The organism is Yeosuana aromativorans (assembly GCF_014646655.1).
Classification (GTDB): domain Bacteria; phylum Bacteroidota; class Bacteroidia; order Flavobacteriales; family Flavobacteriaceae; genus Yeosuana; species Yeosuana aromativorans.
In genome coordinates this window covers 803438-819817 of sequence record NZ_BMNR01000001.1, presented here as the reverse complement: position 1 = coordinate 819817, position 16380 = coordinate 803438, and the positions used below count along the sequence as shown (strand labels likewise).

Sequence of the window (16380 nt, the reverse complement as noted above, 5' to 3'; positions counted from 1 at the left end):
CGGCACCTTCAAGCGCTTGCAAGAGCAGGGACATGAAGTGCACGTGGGCTATCAGACATCAGGGAACATAGCGGTGGCAGATGATGAGGCACTGCGCTTTGCAAGCTTTGTTTGTGATTACAATGAAAAATTTGGAATCGACAACAAAGAGGCGCAATCAATCTTCAAAAAGGCCAAGACATTCCTCAAGAACAAGAAATCCAGCGAAATTGATATTCCAGAGGTTAGGTATATCAAAGGACTGATCAGGAAAGGAGAGGCAAAATCAACCTGCCATTATATAGGTGTTCCAGACAGTCAAATCCATTTTATGGAATTGCCGTTTTATGAGACCGGTAGCATTGAAAAGAAACCGTTGGCAGAAAAGGACATACAAATAACAATGGACCTGATAGAGAAGATCAAGCCCCATCAGATATATGCGGCCGGTGATTTGGCCGATCCCCACGGAACCCATAAGGTGTGCCTTGATGCTGTTCTTGAAGCTGTGAAAAAGCTAAAGCCCAAAAAGTTCATGGACGATTGTTGGCTGTGGCTCTACCGGGGTGCATGGCAGGAATGGGGCATTGATGAGATTGAGATGGCCGTTCCGATGGGACCGGACCAGGTACTTGAAAAGCGCAAGGGCATTTTTAAGCACCAGTCGCAAAAGGATGGGGTTGTTTTCCAAGGCTCGGACAGCAGGGAGTTCTGGCAGCGGGCCGAGGACCGCAACAGGGAGACCGCCGAGCTGTACGACCAATTGGGACTGTCACATTATGCGGCTATGGAGGCCTTTGTGAGATGGGAGTATTAATAATCTAATTTTAAAAATAAATTAAACAATCAAGTTATCATGAAAACTTCCAATCGAATAGTATCAGTAGACATTTTTAGGGGATTGACGGTAGCCGCCATGATTTTGGTCAATAATCCAGGATCATGGGGACATGTTTATTCACCACTATTGCATGCAGAATGGCATGGATTGACACCAACAGATTTGATTTTTCCTTTTTTTCTGTTCATTGTTGGGATGTCAATTACATTGGCATATACTAGGAGAAAGAAAGAGGGTATTGACAGTGCTGTATATAAAAAAATAGTGTCCAGAACCTGTAAGCTGATAATCTTGGGACTTATATTGGCTGCTTTTACGGTGCACTTTCCTTTTGTAAAAACGTTTTCTGATTTGAGATTGCCAGGCGTTTTGCAAAGAATAGGTCTTGTGTTTTTTGTGGCTTCGATCCTATTTTTAAATATCAATTGGAAAGGATTGTTAGTTATTTTTATTGGCATTTTGATTGGATATTGGTATGTGATGACCCAAATTCCTGTTAATGGAGGATTGCCGATGCTGACTGAGGAATCTAATTTGGCCACGGTGATTGATACAAACATTTTGACAAGATCCCATATGTGGAAAGTCTATGATCCTGAAGGGATACTAAGTACGGTTCCTGCCATTGCAACGTCTATCTTTGGAATGTTGTTTGGAAAGGTGCTCATAAACAACCATAAATCATCAAATGAAAAACTTGTTTTTTTTGTTGTTATAGGAACAGTGGCCTTGATTTTAGGATATATCTTTAGCCTTAATTTTCCATTGAACAAGTCTTTATGGACCAGTAGTTTTGTTTTGGTAACTGGTGGTTGGGCCTGTTTAATATATGCTCTGATTTTTTATATGACAGATGTTCTAAAAAAAGATAAGTGGGGCGTGCCAGCAATTATTTTTGGGTCTAATGCCATAACCGTTTTCTTTTTATCGGGATTGATTGGGAGGTTATTTGGTATGATTGAAATAAAAGATAATGTCTCTGTCCATAGCTTTCTGTATAATAATTTGTCATCCATTATAACCAATTTAAAATTGAGCTCACTTATTTATGCTATGGGCGTCATTGCGTTTTATTATTTAGTGGCATTAATTCTTTATAAAAGGAAGATTTTTATAAAGGTTTAGTTACTAAAAAGGAAGTCATGTGAATTGTTAAAAATAAAATTTATACCTATTCTGTTATTCTTATAATAAGGTGGTCCTTGGTTCGAGCCCAGGTGGGACCACATTGAGGGATTTTAAAGCCTTGTAAACATTTAGTTAACAAGGCTTTTTTAGTTTTTATTGATAAATTAAAATATTAAATAGAAAAATGTTGATATGGTATAAAATCATCAGATTTAATGATTTTTTTCTATTAAAACTATCTTAAAGCGCTATGAATATGGACTTAAAAAAGTAATTTTGTTACATTAACATTTAAATAAACACTATGAAGCGTATTTTAACTTATACAATAGTCATGTTTATGGCATTTATTGGAAAATTACATGCACAATCAATCAATTTTGATGCACCTCTTCCTATTGATCAAACCATAAAAAAGGGTGTATTGCCCAATGGGATGACCTATTACATCAAGAGTACCGATGTGGTCAAGGGCGCCGCTTCATATTACATCATACAAAACGTGGGCTCTATCCTTGAAAACGAGGACCAGCGGGGCCTGGCGCATTTTTTGGAGCACATGGCATTCAATGGCACCAAGCATTTTCCCGGAAAGGGCATTTTGAACACCCTACAAAAGCACGGCGCCGTGTTTGGAAAGGATATCAATGCCTACACATCCTTTGACGAAACGGTCTACAACCTTGACAATATACCAACAAAAGACGGCCTGGTCGATACCTGCTTGACGGTCCTAAAGGACTGGTCAAACTACCTATTGCTGACCGATTCAGAGATCGATGCGGAACGGGGCGTCATAAAAGAAGAATGGCGTACACGCCAAAATGGTCCCATGCGCTTGTTCGAAAAGTCACTGCCCATTACGTTCAACCATTCAAAATATGCCGATAGAATGCCAATAGGCTTAATGTCCGTTGTTGAAGGTTTTGATTACAAGGCCCTCCGTGATTTTTACCATGACTGGTACAGGACAGATCTACAGGCCATTGCCATTATTGGCGATGTTGATGTGGATGACATTGAGAAAAAGATCAAGGAGATGTTTTCTGAAATCCCAGCAGTAGAGTCCCCAAGGACCAGGACCATTGTTGACATTCCAGAGAACCAGGACATGCTCTACAGTTTGGGGCTGGACCCTGAAGTCTCAACTGCCTCCATTAGTTTCGGGATACGTCATAAAAAATCTTTGGAGCCAGAGACGGTTGCTGATTTAAAAGATCAGTTATTGCGATCCATGGCAACCAATATGCTGTCCGCAAGGATTTCAGAACAGGCCCAAAAGCCAGAAGCGCCATTTTTGGCGGCACGGATAGGGTACGGTTCATTGTCAAGAACATCCAATGTGTTTGGGATAACAATTTACCCAAAAGAAAACAAACAGGCAGAAGCTTTTAAGGCCGTGATGCTAGAAGTGGAACGCGCCGTGAAATATGGGTTCACCCAATCTGAGATTGACAGGAGCATTGCCCAAATGAAAAGTTCCTATGAAAATCAAATCGCGAAAAGAGACGACATGAGCCATGGGCGCATAGAGCGCGCCATTCAAGACAACTATCTGGATAATAAAACAATGACAGATATTGATAAGGAATATCAAATCGCGCAACAACTATTTGTTGGGTTTACAACAGAAGAGCTCCACAAAACCATAAAAGACCTATATACCCAAAACAACAGGTACATAAACGTTACAGGTGTAGAAGGGCGGGACAATCTATCCGAGGAAGAAGCAAAACAGATTTTGGATAGTGTTGAAAACAGCCAGACCATTGAGCCCTACACAGAATCATTAAAAGGAAAAACACTGGTTTCTGGTCTTGATATTAAAGCAGGGGCAATTGATGAAACCATACCTAATGCCGATACGGGATCCACAACGTTTGTATTGAGCAATGGCATAAAAGTGCACTATAAATTTGTTGACAAGGAAAAGGACAAGGTATCTTTAAAAGGCATTAGCTATGGGGGAACATCCCTTTTATCTGACGAAGAATTACCGTCCGCAAATTTAGTTGGCAGCTTGATCCAAATGTCCGGTCTGGGAGATTTCAATGCAACAGATTTAAAAAAGGTCTTGGCGGGAAAGACCGCCAATGTGCGAATAGGTTTGGATGATATCAATGAAAATCTTTCAGGCTCATCAAATACCAAAGATGTCGAGACCATGTTACAAATGGTATATCTGTATTTTGTAAAACCACGGTTTGATGAGCAGGCTTACAAGGTTCTGGAAAGCAACATAGACAATTACATCGTAAGAAGGAGCAAGGACGTTGATGAAAAAATGAGGGACAGCCTTACGGTGACTTTATATGGCAAGGACAATCCCAGAAAGCATATATTTGACCAAAAGTATGCCTCTGAAATAGCATTTGATAAAATAAAGACCGTTTACAATGACCGTTTTGCCGATGCTTCAGATTTTGAGTTTTTCATTGTTGGGGACGTCAGTAAGGACCAATTGAAACCGCTCTTGGAAACTTACCTGGCCAGTATTCCAACAAAAAACACCCATGAAACATTTAAGCAAAACAACCCAGAATGGGTTTCAAGCACTATTGACAAGGACATCTATCTAACAATGGAAGACCCCAAGGCCAGTGTGAACATTGCCTATAAAAAAGAGATGCCCTATACAATTGAACAAGCTATCTATACAGATGCACTGGGCGATATTTTGCAGTTGCGGGTTTTAGAGACCGTTAGGGAATCAGAGGGCGGAGCCTACAGCCCAAGGGCCTATGCGCAATTCTTTAGAGAGCCAAAGCCACAGGCATATGTGTCCTTTAGTTTTGATTGCAACCCCGATTTAGTTGACAAACTGGTCAATATCGTAAAAGCGGAACTACAAAAGATAGCTGACGGCAATATTAATGACGACGACCTTAACAAAACAAAAACAAATTTCATAAAAGAGCGCCAGCAATCAAGGGACAAGAACGATTATGATATGCAGTTGCTTACAACGTTTTTCAGGTATGGTGAGAATATTGATGACGCCAAGAACTTTGAGGATATCGTGAACAGCATGACAAAAGGGGATATCCAGGAAATGGCAAAACAAGTGCTTGATGGTAGGGGAAAATCTTTTGAGATTGTATTCAAACCAGAACAAAAAAATTAAAGCAAGCGAATAGGAAAACATGAAAAAAATAATTTTAGTAGCTGTTTTTTTTACGATTTGGCTAGGTCATGCCCAGATTTTAAAGCCCGTCAAATGGGCGACCTCAGTGGAGAAGGTCTCTGGCACGGAGTACAACCTTGTTTCGAGGGCCACCATAGAAGCAGGCTGGCACCTATACTCACAGGACGTTCCCGAGGACGGCCCCATCCCGACGGCGTTCACCTATGACGACGGCGGTGGAAACATAAAGGTATTGGGCAACACAGAGGAGGGCGAGGGCCACACCATCGACGACCCCATCTTCCAGATGAAGATCAAATATTTTGAAAAAAGTGCGGTCTTCAGGCAAAAGATAGAGACCACAAAAGATGTGACAGCGGTCAACGGGACTGTTGAGTTCATGGTCTGTGACGACTCCCGTTGCCTGCCGCCAACGGAGGTGGAACTGAAGTTCGACCTGGCTGGCTCAGGTGCATCAACGGCACAAACGGCCCCATCCAATGGAACGGACAAGGAAAGCCCAGTTGACTCGGGCAAGACCAAGGAGCCGAGCCAGAACAAGGGACTGTGGTCCATATTTTTCATAGCCTTTCTATCGGGCTTTGCGGCGTTGCTCACGCCCTGCGTGTTCCCCATGATCCCCATGACGGTGAGCTTTTTCACCAAGCAGAGCAAGAACAGGGCCGCGGGCATCAAGAACGCCATTATTTATGGCATCAGCATCATAGTCATCTATGTGCTGTTGGGAACGGCCGTAACGGGTGTTTTTGGGGCGGATGCCCTGAACGCACTGGCCACCAACGTGTGGTTCAACATTGTTTTCTTCTTGCTGTTGGTCATCTTTGCGGTGTCCTTTTTGGGCGCCTTTGAGATCATGTTACCCAACAAGTGGGCCAACAAGGTCGACAGGCAGGCCGACAGGGGCGGATTGATAGGCATTTTCTTTATGGCCCTGGCCCTGGCCATTGTGTCGTTTTCCTGTACGGGCCCCATTGTGGGCACGTTGTTGGTGGAGGCGGCATCCAAGGGCGGCCTGGCCCCCATAATAGGGATGTTGGGCTTTTCGCTGGCCATAGCGTTGCCGTTCGCACTGTTCGCCGCTTTCCCGGGGTGGTTGAACTCCTTGCCCAGATCGGGGGGTTGGCTCAACACGGTCAAAGTCGTGCTGGGCTTTTTGGAACTGGCCCTAGCCTTTAAGTTTTTGTCGCAGGCAGATCTGGTATTGCAAACGCATCTATTGGAACGGGAAGTGTTCCTGGCCATTTGGATCGCCATATTCGGGACCTTGGCGTTTTATCTCTTTGGAAAGATCCAGTTGCCTCACGATTCTCCACTGACACATATTTCGGTTGGAAGGCTTGGGCTTGGCCTCATTGTATTGTCATTCACAATTTACATGGTCCCAGGTCTATGGGGAGCGCCATTGAACTTGATCAGTGCGTTTCCACCACCACAGGACTACAGCGAGTCGCCCTATGGCGTTGGCTTTTCAAAAATAGGGGGAAGCGAATTGGCAAGCAACCACGACGATCTGCCGGAAGGAGCCCATTTACTGGCTCCACATGATATTTTGGCGTTCAATGATTACGATAAGGGCCTGGCCTTCGCAAAACAAGTCGGCAAGCCGGTGATGCTGGACTTTACGGGATGGGCCTGCGTGAACTGCAGGAAGATGGAGCAGAACGTATGGCCCAAGCCAGAGATCCTGGACATCTTAAAGAACAAGGTGGTCCTTGTTTCTCTCTATGTGGATGACAAGCGCAAGCTGGAAGAAGGTGATGTAGTAGAATCTAAATTAAATCCCGGAAAACAGCTAAAGTACATTGGGCAAAAATGGAGCGAGCTGCAGACCATCAGGTACAAGGCCAACTCGCAACCGTTCTATGTGCTTATGGGACATGACGGGGAAAACCTTATAGACCCTATAGCGTATACACCGGATTCTAATGATTTTCATGCTTGGCTGGTTGAAGGAATAAATAATTTCAAAAAGCAGTAGTACAAAAGTGTATTTTGTAAACATTTAAGGCTATAAATAGTTAAATGATGATGGCTAATCAAACCAAAGATAAAATAAGTCTTGAAACATATTTTCAGTATTTCAGGGAGAACATTGTTGGGTTGGATCAGGAGTTTGAGTCTCCTTACGGAAGAAAAAAGGTCATCTATGCCGATTGGACCGCCAGTGGCAGGTTGTACAGGCCCATAGAGGAAAAGCTTTTAAATGAAATAGGCCCTTTTGTGGCCAACACGCACACCGAAACATCCATAACGGGCAGTGTGATGACGCACGCCTATCACGATGCAAGGACCATCATAAAAAAACATGTCAATGCCTCAAAGGACGATGTGCTCATAACAGTTGGGACTGGAATGACAGGCGCCATTAACAAGTTCCAGCGCATCTTGGGCATCAAGCTCAACGAGAACCTTAAGGACCATACGGATATTCCAGAAGATAAACGGCCTGTTATTTTTGTCTCGCACATGGAGCACCATTCCAACCAGACCTCTTGGCTGGAGACCATTGCAAGGGTCAAGGTCATTCCATCTAACAATAACGGTTTGCCCTGTTTGGAAAGCCTGGAGGATTTATTAAAGGAACATAGCCATATACCAATAAAAATTGCGGCCATAACGGGCTGTTCCAACGTAACGGGAATCAGGACCAATTACCATGATATTGCCAAGATCATGCACCAAAACAATGGGCTGTGCTTCGTGGACTTTGCCTGTTCGGCGCCCTATGTGGACATCGATATGCACCCAGATGATGAAGAGCAATATTTGGATGCCATCACGTTCTCACCACATAAGTTTCTTGGAGGACCGGGATCATCGGGCGTTTTGGTGTTCAACAAAAAGCTTTACAAGAACTTGGTTCCTGACAACCCGGGAGGGGGAACGGTCTCTTACACCAACCCATGGGGAGACCATGACTATATTGATGACATTGAGACCAGGGAAGATGGTGGCACACCGGGCTTTTTACAGGCCATCAGGATAGCGCTGTCCATCAAGCTCAAGGAACAAATGGGGGTCAAGAACATTCTGGGTCGGGAACATGAACTCAATGCCATCATTTTCAAAAGGCTTTCCAAGATTGGGAACCTCAAGATATTGGCCCCGGAGCACACCGATAGGCTGGGCGTATTTTCTTTCTATATAGACAATGCACACTATAATCTAGTGGTAAAATTGTTGAACGATCGTTTTGGGATACAGACCCGGGGCGGATGCTCATGTGCCGGCACCTATGGACATTATCTGTTGCACGTGGACCAACTGACCTCAAAGGCCATCGAACAAAAGATATTGGAGGGCTGTCTGATGGAGCGCCCGGGATGGGTCAGGATGTCCATCCACCCAACCATGACCAATGCAGAGATTGAGTTCATTTGCGATGCTATTGAAGAGGTCGCTAAAAACGTCGTTGATTGGCAGAAGGACTATGCTTACAACCCAATGAAAAACGAGTTTGTGCATAAAGGCAATAGCTCCATAGAAAAGGAAATTACTAAGAATTGGTTTAAGCTTTAAATCCGTAATTTTTTATTTATATCTTTAAATTAAAGATCTTTCAAAACGTAATTAATTACCTTGTAACATAATGTTGTGACTTATTGAGTTCTTTATGCAGATATTTTTAACCATACAAAATGCGTTTAATTTTTTAAAAATGTATTGTTTTTAAAGGATTTAGATTATATTAGAGACTTAACACGCTGTAATAATTGGTTAAGTTGTTATGTATAAAAATTTTATCTTTGTTGCTTTTTTCTTGTTACCGGTTTTCTATCTATTCGCACAAGAAAGACCGCCTATTGAAATCTATTCTCCAAAGACATATAATGCGGAGAACCAAAATTGGGGTATTTCACAATCCAAAGAAAAGGATATATATGTAGCTAATAATAAGGGACTACTTGAATTTAACGGGTCCAATTGGAAATTGTATCCATCTCCAAATGAGACAATTATCAGATCAGTCAATGTGATTGATGACTTAATTTTTACGGGTTGTTACAGAGAGTTCGGTTTTTGGAAAAAAAATGAATTCGGAAACTTAAACTACACCTCACTGTCCCAAAAACTCAACATTCCGTTTTTAGATGATGAAGAAATTTGGAACATTATCTCAATAGATGAATGGATTTTGTTTCAGTCCTTAAAACGAATTTATATCTACAACACCAAGCAAGAAACCTATTCTATAATTGAATCAAACACGACTCTGTACAAGATTTTTAAGGTAAACAATACAATTTATTTTCAAAGAACTAAAGATGGAATTTATAAAATTGAAAATGGCAAATCTATCTTGGTATCCAATGATATTGCGGTAAGGGAAAACTTATTGGTTAACATGTTTGAATTAAATGGTAATATCTTAATTGAAACAGAAGATAATGGTTTTTTTATGCTTGAAGATGGACTTTTGAAGAAATGGGACGTTCCTGCAAATGAGATCATAGAAAAAACAAGTGTTTATAGAAGTTTAAAATTAAGAGATGGCAGTTTTATATTGGGCACTATTTCAGATGGTATCATTCATCTTTTGCCTGATGGCACTATTGATTACCAATTAAACCAAAATAATGGTTTGGGAAATAACACGGTTCAATCTGTTTTTGAAGATGTTGACAACAATATTTGGCTGGGTCTTAATAACGGAATCAATTGTATTAATGTTACGTCTCCTTTTCGTGTATATAAAAATGAAGATGGTAAAATTGGTACGGTATACGCTTCAATTATTTATCATAATAATTTGTATTTAGGAACCAATCAAGGCTTGTTTTTTAAACCATTAGGATCAACAAGCGATTTTAAATTTGTTGGGGGAACACAAGGACAGGTATGGAGCTTATTTAAATATGATGACACATTGTTCTGCGGCCATAACGTAGGCACTTTTATTGTAAAGAATGATGTTGCTGAACGTATATCTGACATTGAGGGCACCTGGAACATTATCCCTATTGAAGAGAATAAAAACCAACTGTTACAAGGAAATTATGACGGGCTGTATGTTTTAGAAAAGCAAAATGACAGTTGGCATCTGAAAAATAAAATACAAGGATTTGATATTTCAAGTAAATTTTTTGAAAAAATTGGCAATAATATACTTGTGAGCCATGAGTACAAAGGAGTCTTTAAAATTGAAATTGACAATGATTTAACTAAAGCTGTAAAAGTTGTAAAAGACACCTCTGTTGAAAAAGCGCTGACCTCAAGCCTTATTAAATATCATAATGACATTTACTACGCCTACAAAAAGGGTGTTTTTAAGTATAATACAGAAAAGCAAATATTTACCAAAGACACACTACTGAGCAATTTAATCAAAAATGAGGAATACTCCTCTGGCAAATTGGTGTATGATAAAGAAACCAATAAACTTTGGAGTTTTTCGGCCAAAGATTTAAATTATATAGCACCTGGAAAATTGAGTAATATCCCCAAGGTGAATAAAATATCCTATCCTGAAGCGCTTCCTAAGGGTTTAACAGGGTATGAGAATATAACACATTTAAACAACCAGGTTTTCTTGATAGGGACCGCTTCGGGATATATACTAATTGATTTAGATAAAATTCAAGATAAATCGTTTAACGTAAACATTAATTCAATAACCGTAAGTGACTTAAATTCAAACTATCAAGATGTTAGTTTATTTGAAACAAACACTTTTAAAAACAATTATAACAATATTGATTTCACTTTTAGTGTGGCGGAATTTGACAAGTATTTAGATACCGAATACCAATATCAATTGGCTGGAATTGATAACCATTGGAGTACTTGGTCCAAAAATGCTTCGGTCTCTTTTAAGTATTTGCCTTATGGAGATTATGTGTTTAATGTAAGAGCTAAAACAGGAAATAAAATCTCGAACAACATTGCCACGTACAGTTTTAATATAAAAAGACCTTGGTTACTGTCAAATGCCATGATAACAGTTTATATCTTTTTGTTCTGGCTGTTTTCATTGATTATTCATAACATTTACAAACGATATTATAAAAAACAACGCGAAAAATTGCTACTAAAAACAAAGCAAGAATTAGAGTTAAAGGAATTGGAAAACCAAAAGCAACTCATGAAGTTCAATAATGACAAATTGCGTCAAGACATTGAAAATAAAAACCGTGAGCTAGGCATTGCAACCATGAGCTTGATAAAAAAGAATGAATTTTTAAACAACATTAAGAAAGAGATTAAATCACAAGACAATGTTAAAAACTTGAAAAACGTAGTCAAAATAATTGATCAAAATCTTAACAATACAGACGACTGGAATTTATTTGAAGAGGCCTTCAATAATGCAGATAAAGATTTTTTAAAGAAGGTCAAAACCCTACATCCTTCTCTTACATCAAATGATTTGCGTTTATGTGCTTACCTTAGGTTAAACCTCTCTTCAAAAGAGATTGCACCATTACTAAACATCTCAAGCAGAAGTGTTGAAGTGAAACGTTACAGATTACGTAAAAAGATGGGATTGCCCCATGATTCAAGCTTAACCGATTATATCTTGGAAATCTAGTTACACTACAAACTGGGTTTTTACCCATACATTACCACAACATTATGGGTTTTTGTTAAATTTTAGCAAAAACAAACTTCGCAATAAACGCAGACTATTATTAACGTTTTGTTAACAATGGAGGTTTTTTTTGTCATGTATGTTTTTTGTTTAGGTAAAAAATATGGATTCTTTAATATGAGTAAGTATTTTTATCAAAACTCAAAAAACTAATTTCATATGAGACACACTCTCTTTAAACTTCTGGCTTTATTTTTCATTGCATACAGTAGTGCGCAGAATGTTAATGTAACCGGAACCATTCAGGACGAAAGTGGAATACCAATCCCTGGAGTTAATGTTTTAGTAAAAAATACCACAAAAGGATCAGTCTCTGATTTTGATGGTAATTTTGCTATCAATGATGTTGAAAAAGGCTCAACACTTACATTTAGTTACATAGGCTATGTAACCAAAGAAATTATTGTAAATGACAACTCAAAACTAACAATCACTCTTCAAGAGGATATTGCTAAGCTTGATGAGGTTGTAGTGATTGGTTATGGAACCCAAACTAAAAAGGAAATTACCGGAGCAGTATCGGTAGTGGGTTCAGAAACAATAGAGGCCCTTAAGCCTACACGAATTGAGCAGGCTTTGCAAGGGCAAGTTGCCGGGGTTAACATTACCTCACAGTCTGGTTCGCCAGGTGGAGCGTCAACCATCAGTATTAGGGGTGTATCCACCAATGGTGATAGTAGACCGTTAATTTTGGTTGATGGTAATGTTATTGAAGACCTTAGTGTTTTAAACCCTAGTGACATTGAAAGTATTAACATCCTTAAAGATGCCACTGCTGGTATTTATGGTGTTAGAGCTGCTAATGGTGTTATTTTAATTACAACCAAAACTGGGCGTAAAGAAATGCCTTTAACGGTTGAATACAATACTTATGCAGGTTTTCAACAAACCACACGAGAAATCCCAGTATTAAATGCTACGGAATATGCTGTATTGGTAAACGAGGCTTATGCCGCAGGAGGCAGCACGCCACCTTATACAGATTTAACAACCTTAGGCAAAGGAACAGATTGGCAAAAAAAGGTGTTTCAAAATGCGCCTATTTACAATCACAATATCACATTTAAAGGAGGAGGTGAAAAGTCTTCCTATTCATACAGTACATCCTTTTTAACTCAAGATGGTATTGTTGGAGGGAATAAATCAAACTTTAACAGGTTTACCAATAATGCAAGTTATAATTTAGACTTTTTAGATCATTTCAAATTGACATCAGGTCTAACATTAATGCGAACAGATAAAAAGAATCTTAATGAAAATGCATTGGGCTCTGTTCTTTTCAACGCATTGAATATGGCTCCAACATTTACAGTTAAAGATGCTGATGGAAACTATACAATTGCTGAAGGTCTGGGTAATGAGGTTATCAACCCAATTGCGCAAACAGCCAATACCTATGATAGAACGAAAGTGTTCAGGTTAAGTGGAAATGCAGGGTTGTCATATAATTTTCTTGACCACTTTACAGCTCAATCCAATATTCAGTTTAATTACTCACAAGTATCCCACAAAATATTCAGCCCTATTGTAAATTATGGTAGTGGTAAAGTATTTAATAAGGATAGAAGTGAAATTTTTGATGGATTGGATTACTACAGGGATTACACCTTTGACGCAACCCTTAGCTATGCCAACAAAATAAACGATATCCATAACATCAATGTGCTTTTAGGAACATCAGTTTATAAAACTACTGGGTTGTTTACTGGTGTGAGAGGTTACGATATACGAGACAATAGAGTTGAAAATGCCTCAATAGAAAATGCTCAAGATATAGAAAACATTAATGTTGGCAGAGGGTATGATCCAAGATTTGACACTAGATTATTATCTTATTTTGCTAGAGCACAATATGACTATAAAGGAAAATATCTTATTTCTGGAGTTGTAAGACGTGATGGATCATCATCATTCGGGCCAAAATATAAATTTGGGTATTTCCCTTCAGGATCTATTGGTTGGGTTGCATCTGATGAAAATTTCTTGGCCGACAGTAAGTTCCTAAACTTTTTAAAATTCAGAGCATCTTATGGTGTTTTAGGTAATGATAGAATTCCAGCATTTGGATATGTATCATTATTAGACGGGGAAGGTACGTATGTGTTTAATGACCAGTTGGTCTATGGAAAAGCAATAGGACGAGTAGCAAACCCTGAAATTCGTTGGGAAAAGCAAAAAACTTTTGATGTTGGTGCAGATATTAGAATTTTAAACAATAAAGTAGATATTACTGCAGACTACTTTAAAAAACGTACCGAAGATTTATTGGTTGTTCCTCAGGTTTCTGGAATTTTGGGAATTGGAGCTCCAGGCGCATCGCCACCTGTTGTGAATGCGGGTACTGTAGAGAACAGCGGGCTTGAATTTGCCATTGGGTATACTGAAAACTTAAGCGACAACTTTAAATTAAGTGTTAAGTACAACGTAACCACTTTGAAAAATGAGGTTATTTCTGTAAGTGGTGAAGGAGATTATATAGCTGGAGGATCATTTGGAGTAGGTCAAGACCCTCCATCACGTATGGAAGCGGGTTATCCAATAGGATACTTTAGAGGATACAAAACAGATGGTGTATTTCAAACCCAAGCTGATGTTGATGCTTATCCAACTATTACTGATAGAGTACAAGCGGGAGACTTGAAGTTTGTTGATTTGAATAACGACGGTGTTATTGATGATAATGACAAAACCAATTTAGGAAACCCACTGCCTGCTGCAACCATGGGTCTTAATTTGTCATTGGATTATAAAAACTTTGATTTTGTAGCCTATGCTTTTGCATCTGTAGGAAATGAGATTGTACGTAATTATGAACGTAACCAAGACTTGACCAACAAAAGTATTTATTACTTAGATCGTTGGACAGGAGTGGGAACCAGCAACACATCACCTAGAGTGACTACAGGAGCTAATTCCAATACCTTGTTTTCAGATTTTTATGTTGAAGATGGCTCATTTGTCAGACTACAAAATGTACAGTTAGGATACACATTTTCTGAAAATGCATTTAAAAACTCAAAAATCAGTAAATTAAGATTATATGTATCTGCCAGTAATTTGGTAACCCTAACAAAATATAGAGGTTATGATCCAACGGCGTCATCTGGCGCACCTATTGGAGGCGGTATTGATCAAGGGTTTTACCCTAGCCCAAAGACATTTCTCTTAGGAGCTAACTTAAAATTTTAATTCAGGATTGATTATGAAAAATTTAAAACTTATAAATATATTCTTCGCTATGTTACTCGTGGTTTCTTGTAGCGATAGTTTTGTAGATGTAAAGTCACAGGATCAAAATTCTGATGATTACTTTAATTCAGAAGCTGACTATCAAGATGCATTAGTTGCAGCTTATGATGGATTACAATCTACTTACGTAAATGTCATGTTGGGTGAAATTGCATCAGATAACACATTGTGTGGTGGTGAAAGTGCAACTGACGTTCCTGGTTTTCAGGAAATAGACGACATGAGACATACTCCAAACAATTCCAACTTAAGAGATATCTGGAGCTGGATGTACGGTGGTGTTAATAGAGCTAATTTTATTTTGGAATTTCAAGATAAAACAGATTTTCCAAATAAAAACAATGTAATTGCTCAAGCAAAATTTTTAAGAGCCTATTACTATTTTGAATTGGTAAAATGGTTTGGAGATGTGCCTTTAGCGGTTGACAAAAGAATCCAATTTGGAGACCAATTCACCATTGATAGAACCCCTAAAGCAGAGGTTTATGCACAAATTGAACAAGATTTGATTTATGCTGCAGCCAACTTGCCTTACACACAATCAGAAAAAGGAAGAGTGACCAAAGGTGCCGCACAAGCATTATTGGGAAAAGCGTATTTGTATCAAGATAAGTTTGCTGAAGCAGCCACTGTATTGGAAGATGTTATCAATAATGGCCCGTATGATTTAGTGACTGAAACTAGAACAGTAGAAGGGTTGGAAATATTCCCAATTTTTGAGAATGATGATGAAAACAATATAGAGTCTGTTTTTGAAGTACAATATACCGATAAAGAAGGTGCCGGTTTTGGTTGCTTACAATGTAGTGAAGGTAACGTAGCCGTTGGATTTAATGGTATAAGAAACTATACTGGACCTGTATTTGAATCTGGATTTAGCTTTAATGTGCCTACACAAGAAGTAGTTGATGAGTTTGAAGATGGTGACGATGTTAGAAAAAACACCGCTATTTTAGACATTGATGCTTGGGCAAGTGCAACCGGAGCAACTTTTTCTACAGGATATGAGCATACAGGGTATTACAACAGAAAATACATCGCTCGTAAAGGAGACCTTAATACAGGTGATGCCAACCTTACAAACCCTAATAATTACAGAGCAATTCGTTTTGCCGATGTATTATTAATGGCAGCTGAAGCTTTAAATAGAGGCGGCATTAGTGACACTAGAGCACAGACTTATTTGAACAGGGTAAGAAGACGTGCTTTTGGAGATACCGCACATGATGTTAATTTCACTGGTAGCAATTTAACAAATGCTATTTATCACGAACGTCGTGTAGAACTAGTAGGAGAAGGACACCGATTCTTTGATTTGGTTAGAACCGGAAGAGCAGCACAAGAAATCGATGGATTTCAAGCTGGTAAAAATGAAGTATTCCCTATTCCTTTGATTGAAATACAATTAGCTGGAAATAGATGGGAACAAAATCCTGGATACTAAAAACA

The 16380-nt window shown here is 39.2% G+C and carries 8 protein-coding genes; all 8 read left to right on the top strand.

Annotated features, from left to right (window positions below; all coding sequences use genetic code 11):
• Positions 1-796, top strand: a 796-nt coding sequence (locus IEW94_RS03305) for a PIG-L family deacetylase (RefSeq protein WP_188649930.1), incomplete at its 5' end; no start/stop codon positions are given.
• A 39-nt stretch (positions 797-835) separates the two neighbouring features.
• On the top strand, positions 836-1945 hold the full coding sequence (locus IEW94_RS03300) for an acyltransferase family protein (protein ID WP_188649928.1): 1110 nt from the start codon (positions 836-838) through the stop codon (positions 1943-1945).
• Positions 1946-2252: 307 nt separating this feature from the next.
• Complete coding sequence (locus IEW94_RS03295; protein ID WP_188649926.1) at positions 2253-5072, top strand: M16 family metallopeptidase; 2820 nt, start codon at positions 2253-2255, stop codon at positions 5070-5072.
• A 19-nt stretch (positions 5073-5091) separates the two neighbouring features.
• A complete protein-coding gene (locus IEW94_RS03290; RefSeq protein WP_188649923.1) occupies positions 5092-7071 on the top strand; it encodes a protein-disulfide reductase DsbD family protein in 1980 nt (659 codons plus the stop codon).
• Between the two features lie 50 nt (positions 7072-7121).
• The gene (locus tag IEW94_RS03285) at positions 7122-8612 is read left to right on the top strand and encodes an aminotransferase class V-fold PLP-dependent enzyme (RefSeq protein WP_373286586.1); all 1491 of its coding nucleotides are present in this window, start codon (positions 7122-7124) and stop codon (positions 8610-8612) included.
• 208 nt (positions 8613-8820) lie between these two features.
• Positions 8821-11622, top strand: coding sequence for a helix-turn-helix and ligand-binding sensor domain-containing protein (locus IEW94_RS03280; protein WP_188649919.1), 2802 nt, complete (start codon positions 8821-8823; stop codon positions 11620-11622).
• A 219-nt stretch (positions 11623-11841) separates the two neighbouring features.
• Positions 11842-14871 carry a SusC/RagA family TonB-linked outer membrane protein gene (locus IEW94_RS03275; RefSeq protein WP_188649917.1) on the top strand — a complete coding sequence of 1010 codons (3030 nt, stop codon included), beginning with the start codon at positions 11842-11844 and terminating at the stop codon, positions 14869-14871.
• A 13-nt stretch (positions 14872-14884) separates the two neighbouring features.
• Positions 14885-16375 carry a RagB/SusD family nutrient uptake outer membrane protein gene (locus tag IEW94_RS03270; protein ID WP_188649915.1) on the top strand — a complete coding sequence of 497 codons (1491 nt, stop codon included), beginning with the start codon at positions 14885-14887 and terminating at the stop codon, positions 16373-16375.
• The last annotated feature ends 5 nt before the right edge of the window (positions 16376-16380 follow it).

Coding starts and splice junctions, on each gene's coding strand:
- IEW94_RS03300 (WP_188649928.1), top strand. CDS start 836: ATGAAAACTTCCAATCGAATAGTATCAGTAGACATTTTTAGGGGATTG.
- IEW94_RS03295 (WP_188649926.1), top strand. CDS start 2,253: ATGAAGCGTATTTTAACTTATACAATAGTCATGTTTATGGCATTTATT.
- IEW94_RS03290 (WP_188649923.1), top strand. CDS start 5,092: ATGAAAAAAATAATTTTAGTAGCTGTTTTTTTTACGATTTGGCTAGGT.
- IEW94_RS03285 (WP_373286586.1), top strand. CDS start 7,122: ATGGCTAATCAAACCAAAGATAAAATAAGTCTTGAAACATATTTTCAG.
- IEW94_RS03280 (WP_188649919.1), top strand. CDS start 8,821: ATGTATAAAAATTTTATCTTTGTTGCTTTTTTCTTGTTACCGGTTTTC.
- IEW94_RS03275 (WP_188649917.1), top strand. CDS start 11,842: ATGAGACACACTCTCTTTAAACTTCTGGCTTTATTTTTCATTGCATAC.
- IEW94_RS03270 (WP_188649915.1), top strand. CDS start 14,885: ATGAAAAATTTAAAACTTATAAATATATTCTTCGCTATGTTACTCGTG.